The sequence below is a fragment of the Methylobacterium sp. CM6241 genome, from assembly GCF_054817845.1.
Genome location: NZ_CM139246.1, coordinates 3,027,977 through 3,053,705 on the forward strand (window position 1 = coordinate 3,027,977; position 25,729 = coordinate 3,053,705).

At 68.4% G+C, this 25,729-nt stretch carries 23 protein-coding genes; 14 read left to right on the forward strand and 9 right to left on the reverse strand.

Annotated features, from left to right (window positions below; all coding sequences use genetic code 11):
* Positions 1-10: 10 nt before the first annotated feature.
* From ACYQR9_RS14115 to cysG, 4 genes are all read left to right on the forward strand, one after another.
* Positions 11-1,798, forward strand: coding sequence for a NirA family protein (locus tag ACYQR9_RS14115; RefSeq protein ID WP_461226779.1), 1,788 nt, complete (start codon positions 11-13; stop codon positions 1,796-1,798).
* Positions 1,795-3,393, forward strand: a complete 1,599-nt coding sequence (locus tag ACYQR9_RS14120) for a sulfite reductase subunit alpha (protein WP_461226781.1) — start codon at positions 1,795-1,797, stop codon at positions 3,391-3,393. The genes ACYQR9_RS14115 and ACYQR9_RS14120 overlap by 4 nt, the downstream gene beginning before the upstream one ends.
* 268 nt (positions 3,394-3,661) lie before the next feature.
* Complete coding sequence (locus tag ACYQR9_RS14125; protein ID WP_461229806.1) at positions 3,662-6,340, forward strand: nitrate reductase; 2,679 nt, start codon at positions 3,662-3,664, stop codon at positions 6,338-6,340.
* Positions 6,341-6,355: 15 nt separating this feature from the next.
* Complete coding sequence (cysG, locus tag ACYQR9_RS14130) at positions 6,356-7,849, forward strand: siroheme synthase CysG (RefSeq protein ID WP_461226783.1); 1,494 nt, start codon at positions 6,356-6,358, stop codon at positions 7,847-7,849.
* Between the two features lie 14 nt (positions 7,850-7,863).
* Here cysG and ACYQR9_RS14135 read toward each other — a convergent pair whose 3' ends face one another.
* Together ACYQR9_RS14135 and ACYQR9_RS14140 are read right to left on the reverse strand one after the other, a co-directional pair.
* Positions 7,864-8,352 (reverse strand): hypothetical protein, encoded by a 489-nt coding sequence (locus ACYQR9_RS14135; RefSeq protein ID WP_461226785.1) that lies wholly within the window; start codon positions 8,350-8,352, stop codon positions 7,864-7,866.
* A complete protein-coding gene (locus ACYQR9_RS14140; protein WP_461226787.1) occupies positions 8,349-9,266 on the reverse strand; it encodes an acyl-CoA desaturase in 918 nt (305 codons plus the stop codon). Before ACYQR9_RS14140 ends, ACYQR9_RS14135 begins: the two co-directional genes overlap by 4 nt.
* Before the next feature lie 102 nt (positions 9,267-9,368).
* Between ACYQR9_RS14140 and ACYQR9_RS14145 the strand changes: the two genes are divergently transcribed.
* The 3 genes from ACYQR9_RS14145 (at position 9,369) to ACYQR9_RS14155 (ending at position 11,646) form a co-directional block, all read left to right on the forward strand.
* The gene (locus ACYQR9_RS14145; protein WP_461226789.1) at positions 9,369-9,692 is read left to right on the forward strand and encodes a metalloregulator ArsR/SmtB family transcription factor; all 324 of its coding nucleotides are present in this window, start codon (positions 9,369-9,371) and stop codon (positions 9,690-9,692) included.
* A 143-nt stretch (positions 9,693-9,835) separates the two neighbouring features.
* Positions 9,836-10,951, forward strand: a complete 1,116-nt coding sequence (gene ampH / locus ACYQR9_RS14150) for a D-alanyl-D-alanine-carboxypeptidase/endopeptidase AmpH (protein ID WP_461226790.1) — start codon at positions 9,836-9,838, stop codon at positions 10,949-10,951.
* Positions 10,952-11,067: 116 nt separating this feature from the next.
* A complete protein-coding gene (locus tag ACYQR9_RS14155) occupies positions 11,068-11,646 on the forward strand; it encodes an SCO family protein (RefSeq protein ID WP_461226792.1) in 579 nt (192 codons plus the stop codon).
* 22 nt (positions 11,647-11,668) lie between these two features.
* Here the strand turns inward: ACYQR9_RS14155 and ACYQR9_RS14160 are convergent, their stop codons facing one another.
* On the reverse strand, positions 11,669-13,537 hold the full coding sequence (locus ACYQR9_RS14160; protein WP_461226794.1) for a glycosyltransferase family 2 protein: 1,869 nt from the start codon (positions 13,535-13,537) through the stop codon (positions 11,669-11,671).
* Positions 13,538-13,672: 135 nt separating this feature from the next.
* On the opposite strand from ACYQR9_RS14160, the gene ACYQR9_RS14165 reads away from it, so the two are divergent.
* Positions 13,673-14,494: a transporter substrate-binding domain-containing protein gene (locus ACYQR9_RS14165; RefSeq protein WP_461226796.1), complete on the forward strand. Its 822-nt coding sequence runs from the start codon at positions 13,673-13,675 to the stop codon at positions 14,492-14,494.
* A gap of 37 nt (positions 14,495-14,531) precedes the next feature.
* On the opposite strand, the gene ACYQR9_RS14170 is transcribed toward ACYQR9_RS14165, so the two are convergent.
* Positions 14,532-15,596, reverse strand: a complete 1,065-nt coding sequence (locus tag ACYQR9_RS14170) for an NAD(P)H-dependent flavin oxidoreductase (protein ID WP_461226798.1) — start codon at positions 15,594-15,596, stop codon at positions 14,532-14,534.
* A gap of 248 nt (positions 15,597-15,844) precedes the next feature.
* On the opposite strand from ACYQR9_RS14170, the gene ACYQR9_RS14175 reads away from it, so the two are divergent.
* From ACYQR9_RS14175 to uraD, 5 genes are all read left to right on the forward strand, one after another.
* Complete coding sequence (locus ACYQR9_RS14175) at positions 15,845-17,212, forward strand: MFS transporter (protein ID WP_461226800.1); 1,368 nt, start codon at positions 15,845-15,847, stop codon at positions 17,210-17,212.
* 46 nt (positions 17,213-17,258) lie between these two features.
* On the forward strand, positions 17,259-17,795 hold the full coding sequence (gene uraH, locus ACYQR9_RS14180; RefSeq protein WP_311275494.1) for a hydroxyisourate hydrolase: 537 nt from the start codon (positions 17,259-17,261) through the stop codon (positions 17,793-17,795).
* Positions 17,796-17,846: 51 nt separating this feature from the next.
* Entirely contained in the window at positions 17,847-18,200 is a 354-nt protein-coding gene (gene uraH / locus ACYQR9_RS14185) for a hydroxyisourate hydrolase (protein ID WP_056429340.1), read from the forward strand.
* Between the two features lie 131 nt (positions 18,201-18,331).
* Entirely contained in the window at positions 18,332-19,711 is a 1,380-nt protein-coding gene (locus ACYQR9_RS14190; protein ID WP_461226803.1) for an MFS transporter, read from the forward strand.
* Between the two features lie 179 nt (positions 19,712-19,890).
* Positions 19,891-20,418: a 2-oxo-4-hydroxy-4-carboxy-5-ureidoimidazoline decarboxylase gene (gene uraD, locus ACYQR9_RS14195; protein WP_461226805.1), complete on the forward strand. Its 528-nt coding sequence runs from the start codon at positions 19,891-19,893 to the stop codon at positions 20,416-20,418.
* A gap of 48 nt (positions 20,419-20,466) precedes the next feature.
* On the opposite strand, the gene ACYQR9_RS14200 is transcribed toward uraD, so the two are convergent.
* Positions 20,467-21,972 carry a calcium-binding protein gene (locus ACYQR9_RS14200; protein WP_461226807.1) on the reverse strand — a complete coding sequence of 502 codons (1,506 nt, stop codon included), beginning with the start codon at positions 21,970-21,972 and terminating at the stop codon, positions 20,467-20,469.
* A 258-nt stretch (positions 21,973-22,230) separates the two neighbouring features.
* On the opposite strand from ACYQR9_RS14200, the gene ACYQR9_RS14205 reads away from it, so the two are divergent.
* A complete protein-coding gene (locus tag ACYQR9_RS14205) occupies positions 22,231-23,931 on the forward strand; it encodes a lysine--tRNA ligase (protein ID WP_461226809.1) in 1,701 nt (566 codons plus the stop codon).
* Positions 23,932-23,947: 16 nt separating this feature from the next.
* Here ACYQR9_RS14205 and ACYQR9_RS14210 read toward each other — a convergent pair whose 3' ends face one another.
* The 4 genes from ACYQR9_RS14210 to ACYQR9_RS14225 all read right to left on the reverse strand — a co-directional run bounded on the left by ACYQR9_RS14210 (position 23,948) and on the right by ACYQR9_RS14225 (position 25,728).
* Positions 23,948-24,265, reverse strand: a complete 318-nt coding sequence (locus ACYQR9_RS14210) for a type II toxin-antitoxin system RelE/ParE family toxin (protein WP_461226811.1) — start codon at positions 24,263-24,265, stop codon at positions 23,948-23,950.
* Positions 24,262-24,513: a type II toxin-antitoxin system ParD family antitoxin gene (locus tag ACYQR9_RS14215; RefSeq protein WP_461226813.1), complete on the reverse strand. Its 252-nt coding sequence runs from the start codon at positions 24,511-24,513 to the stop codon at positions 24,262-24,264. The genes ACYQR9_RS14210 and ACYQR9_RS14215 overlap by 4 nt, the downstream gene beginning before the upstream one ends.
* A 128-nt stretch (positions 24,514-24,641) precedes the next feature.
* Positions 24,642-25,502, reverse strand: coding sequence for an SDR family oxidoreductase (locus ACYQR9_RS14220; protein ID WP_461226815.1), 861 nt, complete (start codon positions 25,500-25,502; stop codon positions 24,642-24,644).
* Positions 25,503-25,548: 46 nt separating this feature from the next.
* Positions 25,549-25,728, reverse strand: coding sequence for a DUF1328 domain-containing protein (locus tag ACYQR9_RS14225; protein WP_018044058.1), 180 nt, complete (start codon positions 25,726-25,728; stop codon positions 25,549-25,551).
* Position 25,729 lies beyond the last annotated feature (1 nt).

Genomic DNA, 25,729 nt, shown 5'->3' on the forward strand with positions numbered 1-25,729 from the left:
GGAGGCTTCCATGGCCGACGACTTCAACGCCGAGCAGAAGCGCTACCTGGAAGGCTTCGCCTCGGGCATCGCAGCCGCGCGCCTCACCGGCGGCCTCGCCCTCGGGCAGGGTGCCGCCGCGCCCTCCGAGCCGACCGGCCCGGACGCCATCCACATCAAGGCCCAGGACGCCACGGTGAAGGCCGGCGGCAAGCTCTGCGACCAGGAGAAGTGGAAGCGGGCGGAGAACCCGTTCGACGGCCACAACCGCCTGATCGCCGAGGCCGCCACCGGCAAGGCCCCGAAGCCGGAGGACAATTTCCGCTGGCGCTATCACGGCCTGTTCTGGCTCGCCCCGGCCAGCGGCGACTTCATGTGCCGCCTGCGCATCCCCAACGGCATCCTGCAGCATTGGCAGTTCGCCGGTATCGCGGATCTGGCCGATGCCCATGGCGGCGGCTACAGCCACGTCACCACCCGCGCCAACCTCCAGGTCCGCGAGATCACGGCGGAGCATGGCCAGCCCTTCCTCGACGGGCTGATCGACCTCGGCCTCACCGCGCGCGGCTCGGGCGCGGACAACATCCGCAACGTCACCGGCTCGCCGGTGGCCGGGATCGACGCCCAGGAACTCCTCGACACCCGGCCCCTGGCCAAGTCCTGGCACAACTGGATCATCAACGACCGTTCGCTCTACGGCCTGCCGCGCAAGTTCAACGTCGCCTTCGACGGCGGCGGCGTGATGCCGGTGCTGGAAGAGACCAACGATATCGGCTTCCAGGCGGTGAAGGTCCTCGACGGCGCGGCCGTGGAGCCGGGCATCTGGATGCGCCTCGTGCTCGGTGGCATTTCCGGCCACCGCGATCTCGCCCGCGATACCGGCGTGGTGCTGAAGCCCGAGGCCTGCAACAAGGTCGCCGACGCGATCCTGCGAGTCTTCATCAAGAACGGCGACCGGACCAACCGCAACAAGAGCCGGATGAAATACGTCCTCGATGCCTGGGGCTTCGACAAGTACCTCGCCGCCGTCGAGGAGGAGCTCGGCTACACGCTCGACCGGGTCGACCCCGCCCATCTCGCCCCGCGCGGGCCCATGGACCGCTTCTCCCATGTGGGCGTCCACAAACAGGTCCAGCCGGGCCTGAACTGGATCGGGGTGATCCTGCCCGTGGGCAAGATGACCTCCGACCAGATGCGGGAATTGGCAAAGATCTCGTCGGAATGCGGCGACGGCGCCATCCGCATGACGGTATGGCAGAACTTTCTTTTCTCCGGCGTGCCCGACGCCAAGGTGGCCGAGGTCCAGGCCCGCGTGGCAGCGCTCGGCCTCACCACGGAAGCCTCCAGCATCCGCGCCGGCCTGGTGGCCTGCACCGGCAACAAGGGCTGCAAGTTCGCCGCCTCGGACACGAAGGGCCACGCGCTCGTCATCGCCGATTACATGGAGGCTCACCTGCCGGAACTCGACGTGCCCGTGAACGTGCACGTCACCGGCTGCCACCATAGCTGCGCCCAGCATTACATCGGCGATATCGGCCTCATCGGCGCGAAGGTCGTCGTCTCGGAGGAGGGCGACACCGTCGAGGGCTACGACATCGTCGTCGGCGGCGGCTTCGGCGACAGTCCGAAGATCGGCACCGAGATCTGGAAGGCGGTGAAGGCGGAGGATTGTCCGTCCCGGATCGAGGCGCTGCTGCGCAGCTACCTCGCCCGCCGCGAGAGCCAGGCCGAGAGCTTCCAGGCCTTCACCGCACGCACCGGCCCGGAGAGCCTCCGCAGCCTCGCCGAAGATCAACCCGTTCTGAAGGCCGCAGCATGAGCGAGCATGTCGTTCCCCCGCTCGTTCTCATCCCCGAGAACGCCCCGTTCAACCCGGATCAGCGTTCCTGGCTGTCCGGCTATTTCGCCGCCCTGCTCGGCCCCGCCGTGGAGGGCGCGACGGCCCTCGCGCCCGGCGATACGGGTGGCGGGCCGAAGCTCGCCGACAATGACGACGCGCCCTGGCACGACCCGTCGATGCCGCTGCCCGACCGGATGGAGCTCGCCAAGGAGCGGCCTGAGGCGCAGAAGCTCATGGCCGCCATGGCGCAGCAGGATTGTGGCCAATGCGGCTATAATTGCGCCGATTATGCCAACGCCCTGTTCCTGAAGAAGGAAGAGCGCCTCAACCTGTGCCAGCCGGGGGGCAAGGACACCCTCCGCATGCTCAAGAAGCTGGATGAGGAATTCGGCGCGGGCGGCGGCGCGAAGGCGGCCGAAGCGGGGGAGGGCGAGGCCAAGGCGGAGGCGCCCCTCGGACCGCTCGGCTATTGCCGCGAGAACCCGGTGGAGGCCGTGTTCCTGTCCCGCACTCGCCTCAACGAGCCGGGCGGCGAGAAGGAGACCTGGCATGTCGAGATCGATCTCACGGGCACGCCCATCGAGTATGTGGTCGGCGATTCCCTCGGGCTCTTCCCCTCGAACCCGCCGGCCCTGGTGGATGCGATCATCGCCGAACTCGGCACCCGGCCCGAGCGCATGATCGGCGGCCAGACCCTGCGGAACCGGCTGATCAAGGATTACTCCCTGGGCGCCGCCCCGGACGGGCTCTACCAGCTCCTCTCCCTCCTCACGTCGGGGGAGGCCCGCAAGAAGGCGCGGGCACTCTCGGCGGGCGAGGACCCGGACGGCGACGCCGCCTATCTCGACGTGCTCGGCGCGCTTCACAAGTTTCCCGGCGCCCGGCCCGACGCGGAGGTCTTCCTGGAAGCCCTCGACGAGCTGCAGCCGCGGCTCTACTCGATCTCCTCCTCGCCGAAGGCCGATCCGGGCCGGGTCTCGCTCACGGTCGACGCGGTGCGCTACAACCACCGCTCACGGCTGCGTCTGGGCGTCGCCTCGACCCATCTCGGCGAACGCATTGCCGAGAAGACCACGGTCAAGGTCTACCTGCAGAAGGCGCACGGCTTCGCCCTGCCGGAGGATCTGTCGAAGGACGTCATCATGTGCGGGCCGGGCACCGGCATCGCACCGTTCCGCGCCTTCCTGCGCGAGCGCGCCGCGACCCAGGCGCTGGGCCGCAACTGGCTGTTCTACGGCCATCAGCGCCAGGCCAGCGACTTCTTCTACAAGGACGAACTGAACGCGCTGAAGGACGGCAAGGTCCTCACCCGCCTGTCCCTCGCCTGGTCGCGGGACGGCACCGAGAAGACCTATGTGCAGGACCGCATGCGCGAGAACGGCGCTGACCTGTGGAAATGGCTCGAAGGCGGCGCTCATTTCTATGTCTGCGGCGATGCCAAGCGCATGGCCAAGGATGTGGAGCGGGCGATCATCGACGTCGCCGGTCAGTTCGGCGGCAAGAATCCCGACGAGGCCGTGGCCTACCTCGCCCATCTCAAGAAGACCGGGCGGTATCAGGCCGACGTGTATTAGCACACGCCGAACCATCCCCCACAGACCTCGGACTTGCCCGAGTTCTGCCTTTGACTGCCCAAGTCGGGCAGGCGCGACTTGGGGTGGGGGAGGGTGCCTGCGAAGCAGACGGGAGAGGGGCAGCGCGACCTCTCCGAATGGGGCAGTGCTCCCCTCTCCCGACCCGCATTAGCGGGCCACCCTCCCCCGCAGAGGGGGGAGGGAGATGCGCACAGCCGGCCCGACTTTTGCTGCCCTTCGAACCCTGGAATTCGCCGAGGATTTCGCCATGAACGCGCACGTCCAGGCACCCGCCGCCGCCGTGAAGACCACCTGCCCGTATTGCGGCGTCGGCTGCGGTGTGATCGCCACGCCGGACGGGGCAGGCGGGGCGGGGATTGCCGGCGATACCGAGCACCCGGCCAATTTCGGCCGCCTCTGCTCCAAGGGCTCCGCCCTCGGCGAGACCCTGTCCCTCGACAACCGCCTGCTGCATCCCGTCGTCGACGGCGTGCGGTCGAGCTGGGAATCGGCACTCGGCACCGTGGCCGGCGGGCTACGGAAAGTCGCCGAGCAGCACGGCCCGGATTCGATCGCCTTCTACCTGTCCGGACAGCTCCTCACCGAGGATTACTACGTCGCCAACAAGCTCGCGAAGGGCTTCCTCGGCACGCCGCATGTGGACACCAATTCGCGCCTTTGCATGTCGAGCGCGGTGGCGGCCCACCGCCGCGCCTTCGGTTCGGACACGGTGCCGGGCTGCTACGAGGATCTCGACGAGGCCGACCTCATCGTGCTGGTGGGGTCCAACACCGCCTGGTGCCACCCGATCCTGTTCCGCCGCATGGTCGATGCGCGCGCCAAGCGCGGCACCAAGCTCGTTGTGATCGACCCGCGCCGGACCCAGACGGGGGAGGAGGCAGACCTCATCCTCGGTCTCAAGCCGGGCACCGACACCGCCCTGTTCTCAGGCCTCCTGGTCCATCTCGCGAGCGCAGGTGCTTTCGACTACCGCTTCGTTCTCGACCACACGACCGGCCTCGACGGGGCCCTGGAGCGCGCCCGTTCGATCGCCCCGGACATCGCCGCGACGGCCGCCGCCACCGGGCTGTCGGAGGCGGATGTCGGGCAATTCTTCACCCTGTTCGCGCGCACGAAGCGCGTCGTCACCGGCTTCTCGCAAGGGGTCAACCAATCGGCTCAGGGGACCGACAAGGGCAATGCTATCATCAACTGCCATCTGGCCACCGGCCGCATCGGCAAGACCGGCGCGGGGCCGCTCTCCCTCACCGGCCAGCCCAACGCCATGGGTGGCCGCGAGGTCGGCGGGCTCGCCAACATGCTCGCCGCTCACATGCATTTCGCGCCCGAGGAAGTGGACCGGGTCCGCCGGTTCTGGTCGGCGCCCAACATCATCACCGGCGAGGGCATGAAGGCCGTCGCCCTGTTCGAGGCGGTGGAGCGCGGCAGGATCAAGGCCCTCTGGGTGATGGGCACCAACCCCGTCGTGTCGATGCCCCGTGCCGACGCGATCCGCGAAGCGATCAAGGGGCTCGATCTCTACGTCGTCTCCGAGGTCGTTTCCGACAGCGACACCGCCATGACGACGGGCCGGAAGACCGTGCTGCTGCCGGCCCAGGCCTGGGGCGAGAAGGACGGCACCGTCACCAATTCCGAGCGGCGCATCTCGCGCCAGCGCAGCTTCCTCAAGTCTCCCGGCGAGGCGCGGGCGGATTGGGCGATCATCAGCGACGTGGCCAAGCGCCTCGGCCACGGCGAGGCCTTCGCCTATCCGAACGCCGCCGCGATCTTCCGCGAACATGCCTCGCTCTCGGCCTTCGAGAATAACGGCAGCCGCGACTTCGACATCGGCGCGGTGAGCGACATCTCCGATACCGCCTATGCCGGGGCGGCGCCCGTGCAGTGGCCCCTGACGAAGCGTGGGGGAAAGCAGGGCCGGCAGCGGCTCTTCGCCGACGGGCAGTTCTTCACCTTCGACAAGCGCGCCCGTTTCGTCGCCGTACAGCCCCCGGCGCTGGCGCAGGCCGTGAGTGCGGACTTCCCCTTCGTGCTCAATACCGGACGGGTCCGCGACCATTGGCACACGATGACGCGCACGGGGAAGAGCCAGCGCCTGTCGGCTCATCGCGACGTGCCCTTCGTGGAGATCCACCCCGATGACGCAACCGCGATGGGCGTGGTCCATGGCGGCCTCGCCACGGTCTCCACCGCCCACGGCGCGGCGGTGCTGGAGGTGATGGTAGGGGAGGGTATGCGCCGGGGCGACCTCTTCGCGGCTTTCCACTGGAGCGGGGCCACCGCGTCGGAGGGGCGCGTCGGCGCCCTCGCACGCGGCATCCCCGATCCGGTCTCCGGGCAGCCCGAGCTGAAGGCGACGCCGTCCGCCATCGCGCCGGCCGTCTATCGCAGCCGCGGCTTTATGCTGACCCGCGAGCAGCGGTCGCTTCCCACCGGCTGGTGGTGGGCGCGCGCCACGATCCAGGGCGGATCCGGGCTGCACTTCGCCACCCAGGAGAGCTCGCGCGAGGTCGCGCTGATGCTGAGGGGAATGTTCCAGGGCTTCGAGATCGCCGAATATGCCGACCACGCCCGTGGCCGCTACCGTTTCGCCGCCTATGACGGGGAGCGTCTCGTCGCATGCTTGGCCCTGACGCCCGGCGACGCGAAGCCGGGCTGGGAATCGGAGAAGGCCTATTTCGCCGCGCCCGATCTCGAACCCTCTGCCCGACGCGCCCTACTCTCAGGCCGGGCCGAGACGGCGTCGGCCGGGCCGACCGTCTGCGCCTGCCACGGGGTCGGCCTCGACGTCATCACCGCCACCATCGCGGCCGGCGCCCACAGCGTCGAGGCGGTGGGGGCCGCCTGCAAGGCCGGCACGAATTGCGGCTCGTGCATCCCAGAGATCCGCAAGCTGCTGCCGCAGGCGCTTGCGCGCGACGCCGCATAAGCTCATTTTCACGCCATGAGCACGCCCCGCCAGCCCCGGGAAACCCGACCCGCCGGAATCGCCGCCCGTGAGGGCGCAGGACATGCCGGCCTCGAACCGCTGGCGGTCCTGCCGGTCTTCGTGCCGCTGCAGGGCAAGCGTGCGGTGCTGGCCGGGTCCAATGGCGGGGCGCCGTGGAAGGTGAAGCTGCTCGCCGCCGCCGGGGCCGATGTCGACGTCTACGCGCCCGAACCCAGCGACGAGTTGCGCGCGGTGCCGGGCGAGATCGTCGCCGGCAGCGTCACCCTGCATGAGCGCCAGTGGCAGCCCTCCGACCTCCAGGGCGCGGCCTTCTGCATCGGCGCCATGGAGGACGAGGCCGATTGCGTTGCCTTCGTGGCCGCGGCGCGGGCGACCGGCGCCATCGTCAACGCCGTCGACCGGCCGCATCTCTGCGACGTGAAGTTCGGCGCCATCGTCAACCGCTCGCCCATGGTGGTGGGCATCTCGACGGAGGGCGCGGCTCCTGTCTTCGGGCAGACGGTGCGTGCCCGGATCGAGGGCATGCTCCCGCGCGGGTTCAAGGGGTGGATCGGCGCCGCCCGCGACTGGCGCGAGGAGGTCACGAGCCGCTTCCACGCCTTTTCCGACCGCCGCGCCTTCTGGGAGCGCTTCACGGATCGCGCCTTCGCCGAGCCGGACCGGGTTCCCACCGAGGCGGACCTCGCCGAGCTTCTCGGCCAGACGGACGCGGCACCGAAGGGTGGGGCGGTGACACTCGTCGGCTCGGGGCCGGGCGATGCCGAGCTCCTGACGCTGAAGGCCCTGCGGGCGCTCCGCAACGCCGACGTGATCCTCTACGACGATCTCGTGGCGCCCGAGATCCTCGATTATGCCCGCCGCGAAGCGCGCACCATGCTGGTCGGCAAGACCGGGCACGGCCCCTCCTGCCGCCAGGACGACATCAACGCGCTGATGGTGCAGCTCGCCAAATCCGGCAAGCAGGTGGTGCGCCTGAAATCCGGCGATCCCCTCGTCTTCGGCCGAGCCGGCGAGGAGATCGACGCCTGCCATCAGGCGGGAATCCCCGTGAGCGTGGTGCCGGGCATCTCTGCGGCGCAGGGGGCGGCCGCGTCGCTGGGTGTCTCGTTGACCAACCGCGACTCGGCGCGACGCCTGCAATTCGTCACCGGCCACGACCGCCGCGGCACCCTGCCGTCTGACCTGAACTGGGGGGCGCTCGCCGATCCGAGCGTGACCACCGTGGTCTACATGCCGAAAAAGACCCTGCGCGAGCTTCTCGAACGCGCCGTCGCCGAGGGTCTGGCCCCGGCCACCCCCGCGCTCCTCGTCTTCAACGCCACCCGGCCCAACCAAGCCGTCGTGTCCGGCACAGCCGCCGATCTGGCGGACCGGGTGGAGGCATCGGGCTTCGATGGGCCGGCCCTGCTGATGGTGGGCGAGGCTTTGCGGCTGCATGGGGTCGAAGCGATCGCGGCAACGCCCGAGCCGGACAAGCTGGCGATCTGACCGTCGCTCGGCCTTCATCGGACAGAGCGCGGCCTTCGTTTCGCCGAGAGGACGTAGAAGGCCACGCCCGCAATGGCCGCGCCGAAGAACATCAGTAGGTTCTCCGCATTCTGCATCGCCCCGGCGAGCCGGCCGGGAATATCGCCGACCGTGAGCACTGAGCCGCGCCGCATCACCACGCTCGTCACGGACACGAACAGCCAGACGATGATGGGCGCGGCGACGCTCCATGCCAAGACGTGCCGTTCGATCGCGCGCTTGAGCAGCATGCCGCTGACGATGGCGATAAAGATCAGCGGACTTGCGATAATCAAACTGAGCGGCACGAGAATGATCATCGCCGCGAAGACCTGCAAGGAGTCGAGGACCAGCGAACCGGTCGCTTTCGCTCGACCGGCGGCAACGCTCTCGCCGAGGAACAGGAGCACCGACGCAACAACGCCGGTGAACCCACACACGGCGACACGCGCGGAGATGGGCCAGGATGCAGAGGAGCCAATCATGTCCATGCCTCCACCCTACCGACACGGCGCAATCCCTCCCTCGGCGTCAGGTCGCGCGGCTGCTTCAGCCCCCACACCAGCCCGAGCCGGCGCATCGCCAGCAGCACCCACCAGCCTGGATCGTGCTGGCCCGGCTCGATGCCGAGGCGGGCGGATTCCGGCCAGGCATGATGGTTGCCGTGCCACGCCTCTCCGAAGGTGACGAGGGAGGCCGCCGGCAGGTCGTGGCCCTGCACCGCGACACCATCCACCGCCCAGCCCTGCGGCCCGCGCCGGTGGGTGAGATGGCCGACGAGCCAGTGCCCGGTGAGGCTCACGGCGATGCGGACGGGGACGCCCCAGACCAGCCACGGCATGCCGCCGAGCGCGTAGAACAGGATCGCCCACGGGATCTGCTGCGCCATCCAAGTCGCCTCCACCCAGCGCAGGAACCCATCGCGGGCAATCCTGTCCTCCGGCACGAAGCGGGGCGGGTGGGCCAGATCGAGGCGGCAATGCATCTGCCACCACGCGTCGCGGAGAAACGGTGCGCGGTGGGCATGGAGGTCGTGGCACGCGGCCTGGCGCTGCGCCCAGTCCCGGGTGTCGTGGAGCCGCACCATGCCGAGCGGACCCGCCATGCCGACCAGCGTGCCGAGATAGACCAGCACGCGCTCCACCCAGAGCGGCGCCGACAGGCTGCGATGGATCAGGAGCCGGTGCAGGCCGATGGAGTGCCCGAGACAAAGAGTGACCGCGCTCGTCGCCAGGAACAGCAGCACCGCACCGGGCGTGACAAAGATCGGCGCCAGGGAGACGGCCGCCAACGTCATCCCACCGGTCCAGAGCGAGCGGGACGGCGCCCAGCGGACCCTCCCCTCCGTGGCGGAGGTGTCCGGTCCCGCAATGAGGCGGTGCATCGAGAGAAGCGTCATGTCGGCCTCCTACAATTAGGTGATTACCTAATTATGCTAGCGACCGATTTGTCAATCGTTAGCTCATCGCCTAAATGTCCGATGAAGTGAGGCACCGATCCCATGCAGCGCGTCTTCGAGGCCCTGGCATCCCCAGTGCGCCGAAAAATCCTCGCCTATCTGGCGCATGCCGAGTTGAGCGCGGGCGACATCGCCTCACGCTTCGAGATGTCGAAACCGTCGATCTCGCAGCACCTGTCGATCCTGGAGAATGCCGGTCTGGTGGCGAGCGAGAAGCGGGGCCAGTTCGTGTTTTACCGGCAGGTGGAGGACAATCTCGCCAACACCCTCGCCGGGTTCGTGCAGGAGGTCTGCCCCGTCGGCCGCCCGCTCCGGCGTGAGAGCGCCTCTTTGTCCGGCGACCGTGGGAAGGTCGGGGAAAGCTGAGATCGGGCGTCCCGTCGCGGTGACTTGCCTCCGGACGGCGTGAACGATCAAACACCTGTGTATCCTGCGGCGTCTCCGCGGATCCGATGGGCTCGTGTCTCCCGCCATACGTGTAGAGTTCCGACCGGAATCGGAGCCACGCCGTGAACAAGCGATTCGCTGTCCTTGCCCTTGCCCTGTCGCTCGCGACGACGACACGAGCATTTAGCGCCGACGATCCGGTGATCGCGGCGGCGACGGACCTAACCGGTGACGTCCTGTTCCTCGAATCCGGGGCGCCCGGTATGATCCTGGTGGTCGTGCGTGGGGACGGGACCTTCATCCGCGGCTACGGCGAGACCGAGAAGGGCAACGGCATCACGCCCGACGGAACCAGTCTCGTACGGCTCAACTCCATCACCAAGGTCTTCACCACGGAGGTGCTCGCCTCCCTCGCCACGGAGAGGAAGCTCTCCCTCGCCGATCCGCTGCAGAGCTTCGCGCCGCAGGCGAAGGTTCCCGCCTTCGAAGGGCGCCCCATCACCCTCCTCGACCTCGCAACCTATTCGGGCGCCCTACCGCGCGAGATGGGACACGCTCCCGAAGGCACGAATCCCCGCGCCTGGCCGACCCGCGACGACCGCTGGTCCTGGCTCGGCAACTACACGCTGCCTTGGGCCCCCGGCACCGTCACGTCCTACTCGAATGTGGGGTTCGACCTCCTGGCCGATGCGGTCGGGACGGCAGGCGGCGCGTCCTATGCGAACGTGCTGCGCGGCCACGTTACCGCGCCCCTCGGAATGCCGGATACGGTTCTCTCGCCGACACCGGAGCAATGCGCCCGGCTGATGATCGGCTCGGGCCTCGGCGGCCCGGCCACCTGCGTCGACACCCAGGCGACGGGGGGAAGCGGCGGGCTCTACAGCACCGGCAACGACATGGCCCGCTGGCTCCGGCACAACGTCACCGCCACGAGCAGCGCGCTCGCCCTGAGCCACGCGGTCTACCGCCAGCGCCAATCGATGCCGGCGGCGATCGGCTTCGACGAAGCGTCGCCCATGGCGGGTCTGGCCCTCGGCTGGGTGGCCCTGGCGGCCAAGGGGAACGAACCAGCGATGCTGGCCAAGAGCGGGGGAGGCGCCGGCTTCATGAGCTACGTCGCCTTCGCGCCGGGGCGCGATGTCGGGGTTTTCGTCGTCATCAACAGCATCGATTTCGCGGCCTTCGCCACCTTGACCAGCACCGCCCACAAGCTGATCGCCGCCCTCGCGACCCGCTGACCGGGGTGGAGAAGCCGGGTCCACGGAGCCCACCGGCGACACATTGACGGTTGCCCGCATCCCCGGCCCATGCTCTTGCCGCAGCGTCTCCCCAGGAACCGGCTTGAAGGCTCCCCATGCGTCGCGCCCTTCCCCTCATCCTCTTCGCCCTCGGCCTCGTGGCGCTCGGCGTCGCGGCCACCGTGATGCTCGTGCCGAAGGCGGGGCAGGTGGCGACCAGCAGCGTCGGCGGCCCCTTCACCCTCACCGACCAGGACGGACGGCGCGTCACCGAGCGGGATTTCGCCGGGGCGACCCATCTCGTCTTCTTCGGATTCACGCATTGCCCCGATGTCTGCCCGACGACGCTGCAGCAGATCGGCGATGTGCTCCAGGCGCTCGGCCCCAAGGGCAAGGACACGAAGGCGCTGTTCATCGCGGTCGATCCCGAGCGCGACACGCCCGAGGCCCTGAAGACCTACCTCTCCAGTTTCGATCCCCGCATCGTCGGCCTCACCGGCTCGCAGGAGGAAGTCAACGCCGCCGTGAAGGCCTACCGCGCTTATGTCCGCAAGGTGCCGACCAAGGGGGACGACTACACGATGGAGCACACGGCTTTGGTCTACATCATGGATGGCCGGAACCGCTTCGTGAACGCCCTCAACCTGACGAAACCCGCCGACCAGACGGCGGCGGAACTCGCCAAGGCGCTGTAACGCGTCATTGTGCTGTGCCCCGTCATCGCGGTGGGTGCGGTGTCAGCGCCCCGCTGCGCGAGGTGCGGGACAGACCGTGCTCGGTCTTGTTCCAGCGGTCTGGCGCCAGGATCAGCTCGATCACCCCGCGCCAGGCGGCGAGGCTGACGAGCAGGAAATAGGCCGGCAGCAGGGGCACGAAGGGGACGAGATCGTGCCAGCCCCGTCGCCGGCAGCCGATATAGGCGGGCAGCAGCATCGCCACGAAGCCGGAGACGAGGACCGTGATCGCCGTGCCGGTGGGCAGATTCGCCCAGAAGTCGTTCCCCGCCTCGATCCGGCCCGGCCACAGGGAGACCACGGCCGGCAGCATCAGGAACGGGTAGGCCAGGGCCGAGACCACCGTACCGGGGATGAGGGCCAGCGCGCAGAGGCTCGCCAGGGGGCCGAGTTCGCGGAAGGTCGCCATGGGGGTGCGGCCATGGGTGAGGCTGGTCTGGAGGAAGCCCTTCATCCAGCGGGTGCGCTGGTTGAGCCAGGCCTTGTAGCGGGCCGGCGCCTCCTCGATCGTGCTGCTCGGCAGATCACCCACATCGTAGCCGGCCCGCGCCAGCCGCAGACCGAGATCGGCATCCTCGGTGACATTCCAGGCATCCCATCCGCATACGGCGCGAAGGATATGGGTCCGGAAATGGGTGGAGGTGCCGCCGAGCGGCGTCGGCAGCCGCCACGCCGCCAGTGCCGGGCCGAGCACGTCGAACAGGGCCGTGTATTCGAGGGCGAAGCACCGGGTGAGCCAGGAATCGCGGGCATTGTCGATGACGAGGCGGCCCTGCAGGCAGGCCGTGCGTGGGGAGGCGCGGGCGAAGGCTGCGGCCGCCGCCCGCAACTGGCCGGGATCGGGCACGTCCTCCGCGTCGTAGACCACGAGGCAGCTTCCCCGCGCCAGGGGCAGGGCGGCGTTGAGGGCGCGCGGCTTGGTCTTTGGCAGCCCCGGCGGCACGACGACGACCTCCACATGTGCCGGCAGGGCGAGGCAGGCGAGCGCCCCCGCCGTGGCGGCATCGTCGGCCTCGGTGAGGAGCTTGATGTCGAGCTTCGCCACCGGGTAATCGAAGCGCGTCAGCGCCTCCAGCAAGCGCGGCACCACCGCCGCCTCCCGGTAGAGCGCCACGAACACCGTGTAGACCGGCAGGTCGCCATCCGGCAGCCCGGGTCCGGGCGGGTCTTCCGGCGCAACCTCGCCGGTCGGCCCGATGGCGGCCACGCGAAAGGTGAGGAGGGCGAGGAACCCGACCTGCACCAGGACCCAGGCCGCCGTGACGAGGAGCGCCGGCAGGCTGGCCATGGCGAGAACGAGCGCCCCGAAGATGAGACCGGCCAGAGCGAGGAGCGGCGCCACGGGGGCAGCATTGTAGGCCCAGTCCGGCCTCCTCCTGAGAAGGTCGTCCGAGGCATGGGCGGCGATTCCCGCCGCGCGTTGGGCGAAGATCGCGTGGCGCAAGGCGGTCGGCGTGGTGATCGCCGGCATCAGCCCCGTCGGGCTGCGCCCCTGCAGCAATTCGGCGATCGCGCGCCCCCGAGGGGCATAGACGAACGCGGCCCCCATTCCCGGTGCGAGGGGGGCGACGCCCGCGATCAGACTGTCGGGAAACCGCGCTCCGGCGCCGAGGGGCAGGGTCCCGCCGAGGAACCGCGCCCCGAGGGTGAGCGCGAGGGCGCGGTAGAAGCGCTCCTCTTCCATCAACCCGGCCTGGATCAGGGTGGTGGCGGCATCGGTGCCGCTCGAACGGGCCAGGGCCGCGGCCTTCGCCAGCATCAGCGGGGACGCGGCGTGGCTGAGGAGAAACGCGATCTCCGGAGGCAGTGCCACCGTTTTGCCGCGCAGGTTCCTGAAACCGACGATCGACACCGGAACCGGCTCCCCGAGGCCCGGGAACGTGATAGGGGGAGAGCCGTGAGCCAGACGATTCCCGCGCACAACCAGTGCGACACAGATACAACCAGGCCGTCAACCCGAGGCAGGCGGTCCGCCGCCGCTTTGCTGGTGACGGCGCTCCTCGCCGTTTCGCCGGCGTCGGCGCAGGAAGCCACCTCGCCGGGCGTGACGATCCCGAATTTCTGGAATCCGCGCAGCCGGCTCGAACGGATCGAGGTGCCGCAGACGGCGCGCGCCATCCGCTTCCTCACCGACGACGAGTTCCCGCCCCTGCATTTCGCCGGCCCTGACGGTGCGCCGACCGGCTTCGTGGTGGAACTCGTCCGGGCGGTCTGCGAACGGTTGACGCTCAGCTGCACCATCCAGGCGCGCCGGTTCGATACGCTGCTCGATGGGCTGGCCGACCAGCAGGGCGACGTGGTCGCCGCCGCCATCCCGCTGACGCCGACCCTGCGCAGTCGGTTCCTCGCCACCCGTCCGTATTTTCGCTGGCCGGCGCGCTTCGCCGCCCGCACCGACAAGGGCCTTCCCGCCCCATCGGCGAAGGCCCTCGCGGGCAAGTCCGTCGGAATCGTCGCGGCGAGCGCGCATGCGGCCTATCTCAAGGCGTTCTTCCCCCAGGCGGAGGCGCGCGAGTTCACCGACCTCGCCACCGCCGAAGGCGCGCTGCGGCGCGGCGACGTGGACTACGTCTTCGCCGACGGGCTCAACCTCGCCTTGTGGATCGGCGGCATCGATTCGTCGAACTGCTGCGCGCTGGTGGGCGGCGACTACCTCGAAAACCACTATTTCGGCGAAGGCATCGGCCTCGTCACCCGCCGAGAGGATACGGCCCTCTCCCGCGCCCTCGACGAAGCCCTGCAACGGCTCTGGGACGAGGGGAAATACGCAGAGCTGTACCTGCGGTTCTTCCCCGTCAGTCCGTTCTGACTCGCCGGCCCATCCCCCTCGGGGCGCCGGGCTGGCCTTACATCCTCAGCATCCCGCGCGCCTCGTCCGCCAGCCGCAAGGTAAGGTCCGCAGCCCCCGTTTCCCGTGCCAGGGACGCCGCCTGTCCCGACCAGAGCGGCGAGAAATCGCCCGAGCCTCCCGCCTCCGCGCGCTGGCGCAGGGGCTGGAGCGCCACGGCGGCGGAGGGAAAGGCCGGAGCGTCGGCGCTCACCGGGCCGAGCTCCGCCAACGCACGGTTGACGAGCCCTCGGGCGGGGCGCCCCGTGAACACGTTGGTGAGCGCGGTATCGTCGTCGCGGGCCGCCCGCAGGGCGGCGAGATGGACGGCGGAGGTGCCGGCCTCCGGGCAGAAAAGATAGGCCGTACCGATCTGGACGGCGGACGCGCCGAGCATGAGCGCCGCCGCGATCCCGCGCGCATCGGCGATGCCGCCCGCCGCGATGACCGGGACGCGCACCGCGTCCACCACCTGCGGCACCAGAGAGAAGGTGCCGACCTGGGACTCCACCGCATCGGTGAGGAACATGCCGCGATGGCCCCCGGCATCGGCCCCTTGGGCGATGATCGCGTCCACGCCACGCTCATCGAGCCAGCGCGCCTCACGCACCGTGGTGGCGGACGAGACGACGAGGCAGCCCGCTTCCCTGACGCGGCGGAGGAGGGCGGCCTCGGGAAGCCCGAAATGGAAGCTGACCACCGCCGGGCGCAGATCCTCCACGACGGCGCACATCGCCTCGTCGAAGGGCGCGCGGTTGGACATGGCGACGGGCGCGGCGGGGTCGAGGCCGAGCTCGCGGTAATAGGGTGTCACGCGCTGGAGCCATGCGGCCTCGCGGGCCGGATCGGCGGCGGCCGGAGCGTGGCAGAAGAAATTCAGATTGAACGGACGATCCGTGTTCAGGCGGATCGCCGCGACCTCATTGCGCACCTGTTCGGCGTTCAGGGCGGCACAGGCCAGCGACCCGAGGGCGCCGGTGGTGGAGACGGCGGCCGTGAGCTGGCCCCGAGGCCCCACCATCGGGGCCTGGACGATGGGATGATCCAGACCGACGAGATCGAGGAAGCGTCTGTCGGGCCACATGGCATGGTCTCCTTGGCAAGGCGTCGATCACCGTCTGTCTACACCATCGAAGCGCGAAGGTTTCCGGTTGGCTCCGCAGCCGTGAGGAACGCGATGAAAAGCCTCGCCCGGCGTGGATAACCTCGCTCGCAGGCGAGTTTCACGGCCCGGTCAGATGTCGGATCGCGCGGGAACATGGTCCAACTATTGCTAATGTTTCGGCGTGGTTTGCATCGGCGTCGATGGTGTGACGGACCCTGAGGCGATCCATGGCGAGCCGGTCATATCCAGTTTCCGATGCGTCATCGGCAGGACCTCGTCCGTCGCTCGACGCGGCCTACCGCCGGATTACCTGGCGGCTGCTGCCGTTCCTGATGATGCTCTGGATCCTGTCCTGGATCGACCGGGTCAATATCGGCTTCGCCAAGCTGCAGATGCTGTCCGATCTCAAATTCAGCGAGACGGTCTACGGCATCGGCGCGGGCATCTTCTTCATCGGGTATTTCCTGTGCGAGGTGCCGAGCAACCTGCTTCTGGAATATATCGGCGCCCGCAAGACCATCGCGCGGATCACGTTCCTCTGGGGCGCCTGCTGCGTGGCGATGATGTTCGTCACCACACCGGCCTTCTTCTACGTCCTCCGCTTCCTGCTCGGAGTGTTCGAGGCCGGCTTCTATCCGGGCGTGATCCTGTACCTCACCTACTGGTACCCGAGTGAGCGGCGGGCGAAGGTGTTCGGGCTGTTCATGTCGGCCTCGGCGATTGCCGGGGTGATCGGCGGGCCGCTGGCCGGCGCGATCCTCACCGGCATGGACGGCGTCAACGGTTGGGCAGGCTGGCAATGGGTGTTCCTGCTGGAGGGTATCCCGTCGATCCTCGCGGGATTCGTGACGCTCCTCTACCTGACCGACCGTCCCGCCAAGGCCACATGGCTGACGACAGAGCAGCGGGCGCTGGTCGAGGCGGACCTCGCCCGCGACGCCGAGGCCTTGGGTCCGCGCGAGCACCGCATCCTCGCTTCCCTGAAGGATGCCCGGGTCTGGCAATGCATCGCGATCTTCTTCTGCATCATCATGGCGAACTCGGCCCTGACCTTCTTCGGGCCGAGCGTTGTACGCGATGCCGGCTTCACCGACCCGCTCACCGTCGGCTGGATCATGTCGGCGGCCTATCTGTGCGGTGGCATCGGGATGATCCTCAATGGGCGCCATTCCGACCGGACCGGCGAGGCGCGCCTGCATTGCGGGATCCCGGCGACGATCGGGGCGCTGGCCATCGCCCTCGTCGGGTTCCTGGTCCCGTGGAGCCCGGTTCTGGCCATGCTGGCGCTCGCCGTGGCGATCGTCGGTACGATGAGTGCGATCCCCGTCTTCTGGCAGATCCCCGGGCGGTTCCTGGCGGGCTCGGCCGCCGCTGCCGGCATCGCCCTGATCAATTCGGTGGCCAACCTCGCAGGCTTCGGCGCCCCCGCCCTCATGGGTTACCTGCGCGAGCATACCGGCTCGGCCTCCGCCGGCCTGTGGCTGGTCGCGGCCTTCGAACTCGCGACGATCGTCCTGATCCTCGCCTTCGTCCCACCCGCCACCCCGGCGCTGGAGCGCCGGGCCGCCGCCCGTGCCGCCCATGAGCCGGCCTGACCCCGCCCCCGGTCGCGCCGGAACCGGCCCTCTGCAGGAGACACAGTTGAACCACCCCCCTGAGCGACCCGACCTCACGCGCCGCAGCCTGGTCGGCGCCGGCCTCGCCGGAATCGGTCTCGGCGGCACGGTCGCCGCCACCGGCACCGTGCTGGCGCAGGGCGCGCCCGCCCCGGCTCCTGCGCAGCCGGGCGCCCTGAACACCGGCCCGACGATGCAATCCGGCCTCGGCCCGCGCCTCACCATGCACGCCATCGACAATTTCCACGGTACACCGGGCGCGGGCATGGTCTGCGACCTCTCCGTGCGCGATGGCGACACCTACCGGCCGATCAAGACGATCACGACGGGAGCCAACGGCCGTTCGCCCGAGCCGCTCCTCATCGACGACGCCCTGAAGACCGGGCGCTACGAGTTGCTGATGCATGTCGAGGAATACTTCGCCCGGATCGGCGTGGCGCTGCCGAGCCCGAATTTCCTGAGCCTCGTCCCGATCCGCTTCCACATCCGCGATGCGAGCCAGCGCTACCACCTGCCGATCCTGTTCACGCCCTGGGGCTACTCGTATTATCGCGGCAGCTGAAAGCCCCGACCGTCCGCAACCGCTTACCCACGAAACGATCCGAGAAACCCGATGGCTGGCATCACGACACATATCCTCGACTCGGAGCGCGGGCGCCCCGCGCCCGGCGTACGCATCGACTTTTCGGTGATGGAGGAGGGGCGCTGGCGCCTCGTGAAGAGCGTCGTCACCAATGCCGACGGGCGCACCGACACACCGATCCTGCCGGCGGCGGAGGCGAAGATCGGCCAGTACCAGCTCGAATTCTTCATTGACGGCTATCTGAAGAGCCGGCCCGGCGTGAGCGAGGCGGACATCTTCGTGGACAACCCGGTGGTGCGGTTCGCGGTGTTCGACGCCAAGCAGCATTACCACGTGCCGATGCTGTGCACGCCCGGCAATTGCACCACTTATCGCGGAAGCTGACCATGCCGGAACGGGTCGAGATTTACGGCCCGATCAGGGTTTGGATTGCATAAGGGGAGGGTCCATCTCGTCTCGGCACTTCGGTGAGAGTTTCATCGCCGCCGACGACGCGACCATCTTCGGGGCAATCCATGGCGATCCGGTCATATCCAACTCATCCTAAGTCATCGGTCGGACAGAACCCGTCACTCGACGCGGCCTACCGCCGGATCACCTGGCGCCTGCTGCCGTTCCTGATGATGCTCTGGATCCTGTCCTGGATCGACCGGGTCAATATCGGCTTCGCCAAGCTGCAGATGTTGTCCGATCTCAAATTCAGCGAGACGGTCTACGGCATCGGCGCGGGCATCTTCTTCATCGGGTATTTCCTGTGCGAGGTGCCGAGCAACCTGCTTCTGGAACATGTCGGCGCCCGCAAGACCATCGCGCGGATCACGCTCCTCTGGGGCGCCTGCTGCGTGGCGATGATGTTCGTCACCACGCCGGCCTTCTTCTACGTGCTCCGCTTCCTGCTCGGAGTGTTCGAAGCCGGTTTCTTCCCAGGCGTGGTCCTGTACCTCACCTACTGGTATCCGAGCGCGCGGCGGGCGAGGGTGCTCGGCCTCTTCATGTCGGCTGCGGCCATCGCCGGGGTGATCGGCGGGCCGCTGGCCGGGGCGATCCTCACCGGCCTGGACGGCGTGAACGGCTGGGACGGCTGGCAATGGGTGTTCTTGCTGGAGGGTATCCCTTCGATCCTCGCAGGGCTCGTCACCATCTTCTTCCTCGGCAACGTTCTTACCGACCGCCCCGCCAAGGCCAACTGGCTGACACCGGAGCAGCGGGCATTGATCGAAGCCGACCTCGCCCGCGACGCGGAAGCCTTGGGGCCCCGCGAGCACGGCGTCCTCGCCTCCCTGAAGGATGTCCGGGTCTGGCAGTGTATCGCGATCTATTTCTGCCTCGTCACGGGGTACTCGGCGCTGATCTTCTTCGGGCCGAGCGTAGTGCATGACGCAGGCTTCACCGACCCGCTCACCATCGGCTGGATCATGGCCGCCGCCTTCCTGTTCGGCGGCATCGGCATGGTGCTCAACGGGCGCCATTCCGATCACACCGGAGAGGTGCGCCTGCATTGCGGTGTGCCCGCCATGATCGGGGCACTGGCCATCGCCCTCGTCGGGTTCCTGATCCCGTCGAACCCGGTTCTGGCCATGGTCGCACTCGCCGTGGCGATCGCCGGTACGATGAGCGCGATCCCCGTCTTCTGGCAGATTCCCGGACGGTTCCTGGCAGGCTCCGCCGCCGCGGCCGGCTTCGCGCTGATCAACTCGGTGGCCAACCTGGCGGGCTTCGGCGCTCCGACGGTGATGGGCTATCTGCGCGAGCATACCGGCTCAGCCTCCGCCGGCCTGTGGCTGATCGCGGTCTTCGAGCTCGCGACGATCGTGCTGATCCTCGCCTTCGTCCCGCCCGCCATCCCGGCCGGCGAGCGCCGGGGCACCACTGGCGCCGCGCCCGAGCCGGCCTGAACCGCCACGGCCGTGCCCGGGGCGGGAACGTCGACCGCGCCCCGACGAGGCTGCCCCCGTGAGCGAGGCGGAGATCGCCGTGGACAAAGGGTGGCACGGTTCGCCATGGTCGAAGCCAGGGAGCATGATCCCGTGCCGATGCCGTTCACGCCGGGTCGTCGCACGGATTATCGCGGGAGTTGAAGCCTTTGTCGGATCTGGCCGCCATCCACCGTCTCGACCGGGACGCCTTCGTCGCTCTGCTCGGCGGGGTGTTCGAACACGCGGCCTGGGTCGCCGAGACGGTGGCGCCGGCCCGCCCCTTTGCCAGCGTGGCCGACCTGCACGCCGCGATGATGGACGCGGTGCGCCATGCGCCCGAGGCGCAGCGCCTCGCCTTCCTCAACGGGCATCCGGAACTCGCCGGGCCCGAAGCACGGGCGCGGGCCATGACGGCCGACTCGGCGAGCGAGCAGGGCAGCGCCGGCCTCGACCACCTCCCGCCGGAGGATGCGGCGGCCTTCGACCGCCTGAACGCCGCCTACCGGGAGAGGTTCGGCTTCCCCTTCATCATCGCCGTACGGGGCCGCAGCCGGGCCGAAATCCTCGCGGTGTTCGAGGCCCGCCTCGGACGGGGACAGGCCGAGGAGGAGGCCACCGCCCTCGACGAGATCGGCGCGATCACGCGGATGCGCCTGGACATGCTGATCGCCGGGGCGAGCGACTGAGAGCGTCTCGGGGTTCCGGACCCGGAACCAACCGACCCGCGAACCCGCTCAGATGATGAAGTCTGCTTCGCCGAGCGCCGAAGCGGCGACGTCGTGCAGGATGATGCGGTGATCGATCCCGGTGTATTTCGCGAAGGTGACGAGGGTGTCGTCTCCGCCGTGGACCGACGTGATGACGACATCCTCGAAATTCGTCGTCAGCGGCACCACGGTCAGCTTGTCCCTGCCGAGCTCGAAATCGTGGATCTCGGTGCGGCCCTTGTCCGACCGGAAGATGAACTGGTCCTTGCCCACACCACCGAGGACGGTGTTGTCGCCGCTCCAGGCGTCGATCCGATCGCCGCCGCTTCCCGCCCTGATGCGATCGTCCCCAGCAGTGCCGATGATCTTTCCGTGATCGCCCTCGACGCTCTGTGAGATGATCGACGTCCCGACCGAGACATTCCTCATGTCGATGGAGCCGTCGCTACGAACGGCCACCTTCTCGATGGCCGAGAAGGTCTCGTCGCTGAGGTGGATCGTCTCGAGGTAGGGGTTCACCTCCACGATCAGGACGTCCAGCCCCAAGCCGCCGTCTACCTCGACGGGCGTGGAGGAGACGATCAGGCGGTCGTTGCCGGGGTTGCCATAGAGCCTGTCGGCGCCGCCATTCCCGTCGAGGGTGTTGTCCTTGCCGTCGCCCGACAGCAAGTCGTCGTGCAGGCTGCCCCTTACGTTGGCGATGCCGTAAAGGCTGTCGTCGTCGGCATCGCCCTTGCTCGTCTGCAGGGTACGGTAGAGCCTGATCGTGACGCCCTCCGACGAGTGCTCGTAGCTCGCCGTATCCTTCTGGCCACCGCCCTCAATGGTGTCCGCACCCGCACCGCCTTCGAGGATATCGTTGCCGCCGCCGCCGCGGAGGACATCCGCAGCGTCTCCGCCTTCGAGGATGTCGTCGCCACCGCCGCCGCCGATGACGTCCTCCCCTCCACCGCCTTCGATGCGGTTGGCGAGGGAATCTCCCGAGATCAGGTCGCCGAAGCGGGTGCCACGTACGTTCGCGATGCTCGACAGAGTATCCTCGTCGCCGGTGGGAACGGTGTAGGCCCGGGAATCCTCCAGATACACTTCGATGCTGTACTGGGCGTGCTCGTAGCTGACTGTATCGGAACCGGTGCTGCCCTTGATGACGTTGTCGCCTTCGCCGCCCTCGAACACGTCGTTGCCTCCGCCACCGCTGAGGACATCGTCGCCGCTTCCGCCCCGGAGCACGTCTCCGAAGATCCCGCCGGTCAAGCTCAGCGATGCCGTGTTGTCGGACATGTCCAGGAAGACCGAGTAACGGTCGCTCGTCAGGACGGCGTAGCCCCCGGGGACGGGTCGCGCGGCATCGGTGAAGGTCGAGCCGCCATCGTCGATGGCGCCGGTGTCGTTCAGGATGAAACGGCCCTCGTCGTCGCGGCCGAAGGCGTGGCTGCTGGCCGGCCCGGCATAGGAGGCGAGGGGGTTGCGATCCAGGCGGATGGTCTTGGCGGAATCGTAGTCATCGTCGAGGGTGAAGGAAACGGATGCCATCGGGGTCGCCTTTCCGCTGGATACGCCGCTATCGGGCCGCGGCATGGTTCCCGCCCGTCTCGGTCGTCGCCAGGGTTGGGAATGCCCGCTTGCATAAGGGGCCGAGGATTAAAGCCCGGTTTCACGCGAAGTCCGCTCCCGCCTCGCCTGGCCTCGCACCTCCGCGTTGACCCTCCCCGGCCCGCTCCCTAGGGTGCCCGGCCGCATCCGGCCGGTTCCGGCCGTCCCGTGTCTTCTCGCAGAACTGACGCCCATTCCATGTCCGCCCCGCCCGTCTCGTCTCCGCTCGCCCTCGACCCCGCCCTGGTGGAGGCCGCCGCCCATGCGGCCGCCTGGCCCTTCGAGGAGGCGCGCAAGCTCGTGGCGCGGCTGGAGCGCAAGCCGAAATCGGAAGTGCTGTTCGAGACCGGCTACGGCCCGTCGGGCCTGCCACATATCGGGACGTTCGGCGAGGTGGCCCGCACCTCCATGGTGCGCCACGCCTTCCGGGTGCTCACCAACGACAGCGTGCCCACGCGGCTCATCGCCTTCTCGGACGACATGGACGGCCTGCGCAAGGTGCCGGACAACGTGCCGAACAAGCAGATCCTGATCCCGGCGCTGAACCAGCCGCTCACCCGCGTGCCCGACCCGTTCGGCACGCATGACAGCTTCGGCGCGCACAACAATGCCGAGCTGCGCCGCTTCCTCGACGCCTTCGGGTTCGATTACGAGTTCCGCTCGGCCACCGAATGCTACAAGGCCGGCCTGTTCGACACGGCCCTGCTGACGGTGCTCGACCGCTACGAGGCCGTGATGGCGATCATGCTGCCGTCGCTCCGGGCCGAGCGTTCGGCGAGCTACTCGCCGTTCCTGCCGCTGCACCCGGAGACCGGGGAGGTGATGCAGGTGGCCATCGACGAGGTGCGGGTCTCCGCCGGCACCCTGGTCTGGCGCGACCCCAAGACCGGCACTGCCTACGAGACCCCGGTCACCGGCGGCCACGCCAAGCTGCAGTGGAAGCCGGATTGGGCCATGCGCTGGGTGGCGCTCGGCGTCGATTACGAGATGGCCGGCAAGGATCTGATCGATTCGGTGAAGCTCTCCGGCGAGATCGCCCGTGCCCTCGGCGGCGAGCCGCCGGAGGGATTCAACTACGAGCTCTTCCTCGATAAGGAGGGCAAGAAGATCTCGAAGTCGAAGGGCAACGGCCTGTCCATCGACGATTGGCTCGTCTACGGCACCGCCGACAGTCTTGCCCTGTTCATGTACAACAAGCCGCGCGAGGCCAAGCGCCTGTTCGTGGAGATGATCCCGCGTCAGGTCGACGATTACCTGAACTTCCTCGAGAAGTTCCCCGGCCAGGAGCCGGCGCAGCAGCTCGGCAACCCGGTCTGGCACCTCCATGCCGGCCATCCGCCAGCGGCCGAAGCCGTGGGCAAGGGCGGCTCGCTGAACTTCGCCATGTTGCTCAACCTCGCGGCTGTCGCCAATACCGAGGACCCGGCGGTGCTGTGGGGCTTCATCCGCCGCTACGACCCGGAGATCGGGCCGCAGACCCATCCGGTCCTCGACAAGCTGGTCGGCCATGCGCTCGCGTATTTCCGCGATCTGGTGCGTCCGGCCAAGACCTACCGCGCGGCGACGGAGGACGAGAGGGCGGCCCTCGCCGACCTGTCGCGGACGCTGGAGGCCCACAAGGGCTCCACCGATCCGGAGGGGCTTCAGGCTGTGGTCTACGAGGTCGGGCGGCGGCACTTCCCCGACCTGTCCGGCAAGGCCAAGAGCCCGGACGGACGGCCCGGGGTGTCGCAGGCCTGGTTCACCACCATCTACAACGTGCTGTTCGGCGAGGCGCGCGGACCGCGCTTCGGCTCGTTCATCGCGCTCTACGGCGTGGCGGAAACGCAGGCGCTGATCGAGAAGGCCCTGTCCGGCGCGTTCGTGCCGGCCTCGTCCGAGACGGCCTCACTAGCGTGACCCTCGACCTCACCGATTATTCGCTGGACGGATGATCGGTGAGGTGAGGACCGGGGTCCCGGCTGGCATGCAGCATCGCCACGATCTCTACAGTCCCGGCCTCATAGCGGAAGAAGATCACGTAGCTTTCGCAAGGAAAGCTACGTAGGTCGCTCTGCAATTCCGGACGTGCCCGGCCGAGCCGTCCCGGGAGCGTCGCCAGTCGATGGCATTGCCGGCGAAGTCGCGCAACGAACCCCTGTGCGGTGGCGAGGCTGCCACTGATTTCAGTGACGTGGCCGAGGATATCGACGAGGTTGGTTCGCGCGAAGGCGAGGAACCGAACCTTGCTCACTCCCCATAGGCTAGAGCCTTGAGTTCCGCGCTTTTCGCCGCGAGCGCGGCATCGATCTCGTCCTCGCTCGCGTCACCGCCCGCCTCGACGGCCTCGCTCAAGGTCCGACGCAGGGCCTGGAGTTTCGCCTCGCGCTCTTCGACGAGGCGAAGGCCTTCGCGAACCACCTCACTCGCCGAGCCATAGCGGCCATCCTGCACGATGCGGGAGATAAACCCCTCCCACCGGTCGCCAACAGATACGTTCATGCCGTCCTCGCCTCTCAATCGATGCGAAGAATATCATAAACGGTGCATTTTTTGATATGGGAGCGGATTAAGAAGGGGCCGGATTCAGGCGATCCCACCGGCGCGTCTCCACCAACGGGGCCGTCGCCCTATTCCGCCCGTCCGAGCTGCCGCAGGCTCAACGCCCAGACCCGTTCCTGAAGCGCCTGATCGCGTCCGTGGCGAGAGGTCGGGACGGGACGGCATTTCGAGAAGTACAGGCCGCTGACGCCGTCCACCTCCGGCGAGGTCGCCAGATGCAGGGAGGTCGCCGCCCCATCGGCCGGGTTGCTGAGGAAGGGCCGGATCAGCGACCAACTGATGCCGAACCATCCCCCGGTGCCGCCGGCGAACCCGCTGGCGATCACGCCGGGATGGAGCGAATTCACGGTGACACCTGTGCCGGCGAGGCGACGGGCGAGGGCGGCGGTGAAAAGCACGTTGCCGAGCTTGGCCTGGGAATAGGCCTTCCACGTGCCGTAGCGGCGCGCACCGTCGAGATCCTCGAGATCGATCAGGCCGCGCTTATGCGCCCTCGAGGCGACGTTCACGATGCGAGCGGGCGCGCTCGCCTTCATCAGGTCGAGGAGGTCCAGGGTCAGTTGCATGTAGGCGAGATGGTCGAGCGCCCAGGTCCGCTCCAGGCCATCCACTGTCACGTGCCGGGCATCGAAGATGGCGCCGGCATTGTTCACCAGCACGTCGAGGCGTGGATAGAGCGCCCGCACCTCGGCGGAGAGACGCCGGATCTCCGCCTGCGAAGAGAGGTCGGCGAGAAATACGTCGATGACGGCGCCCGGCACCGCGTCGCGGATGCGGGACGCCGCCTCGTCGGTTCGGCCGGCATCACGGCCGACGATCCCGACACGGGCGCCCGCCCGTGCCAGGCCCAGGGCCGTCTCGTAGCCGATGCCCGAGGTGGCACCGGTCACGAGACAGATCTTTCCGGGAATGGGTACGGCGTTCGCCATGGACGTCACGAACTCCCGCCGGCCCGGTTACCGATCGGATGACCGCTTAGAAGACCGCCTGGCCGACCGCCAAAGCGAGCACCACGATCACGATGGCGATCACCAGGAACACACCGAACAGGATGCGCGACAGGGAGCGCGCGCCCGAGGCGATGCCGGTGAAGCCGAGGCCGCCCGCCAGGAGCGAGATGACGAAACAGATGAGGGCCCATTTGAGAAGGGTCATA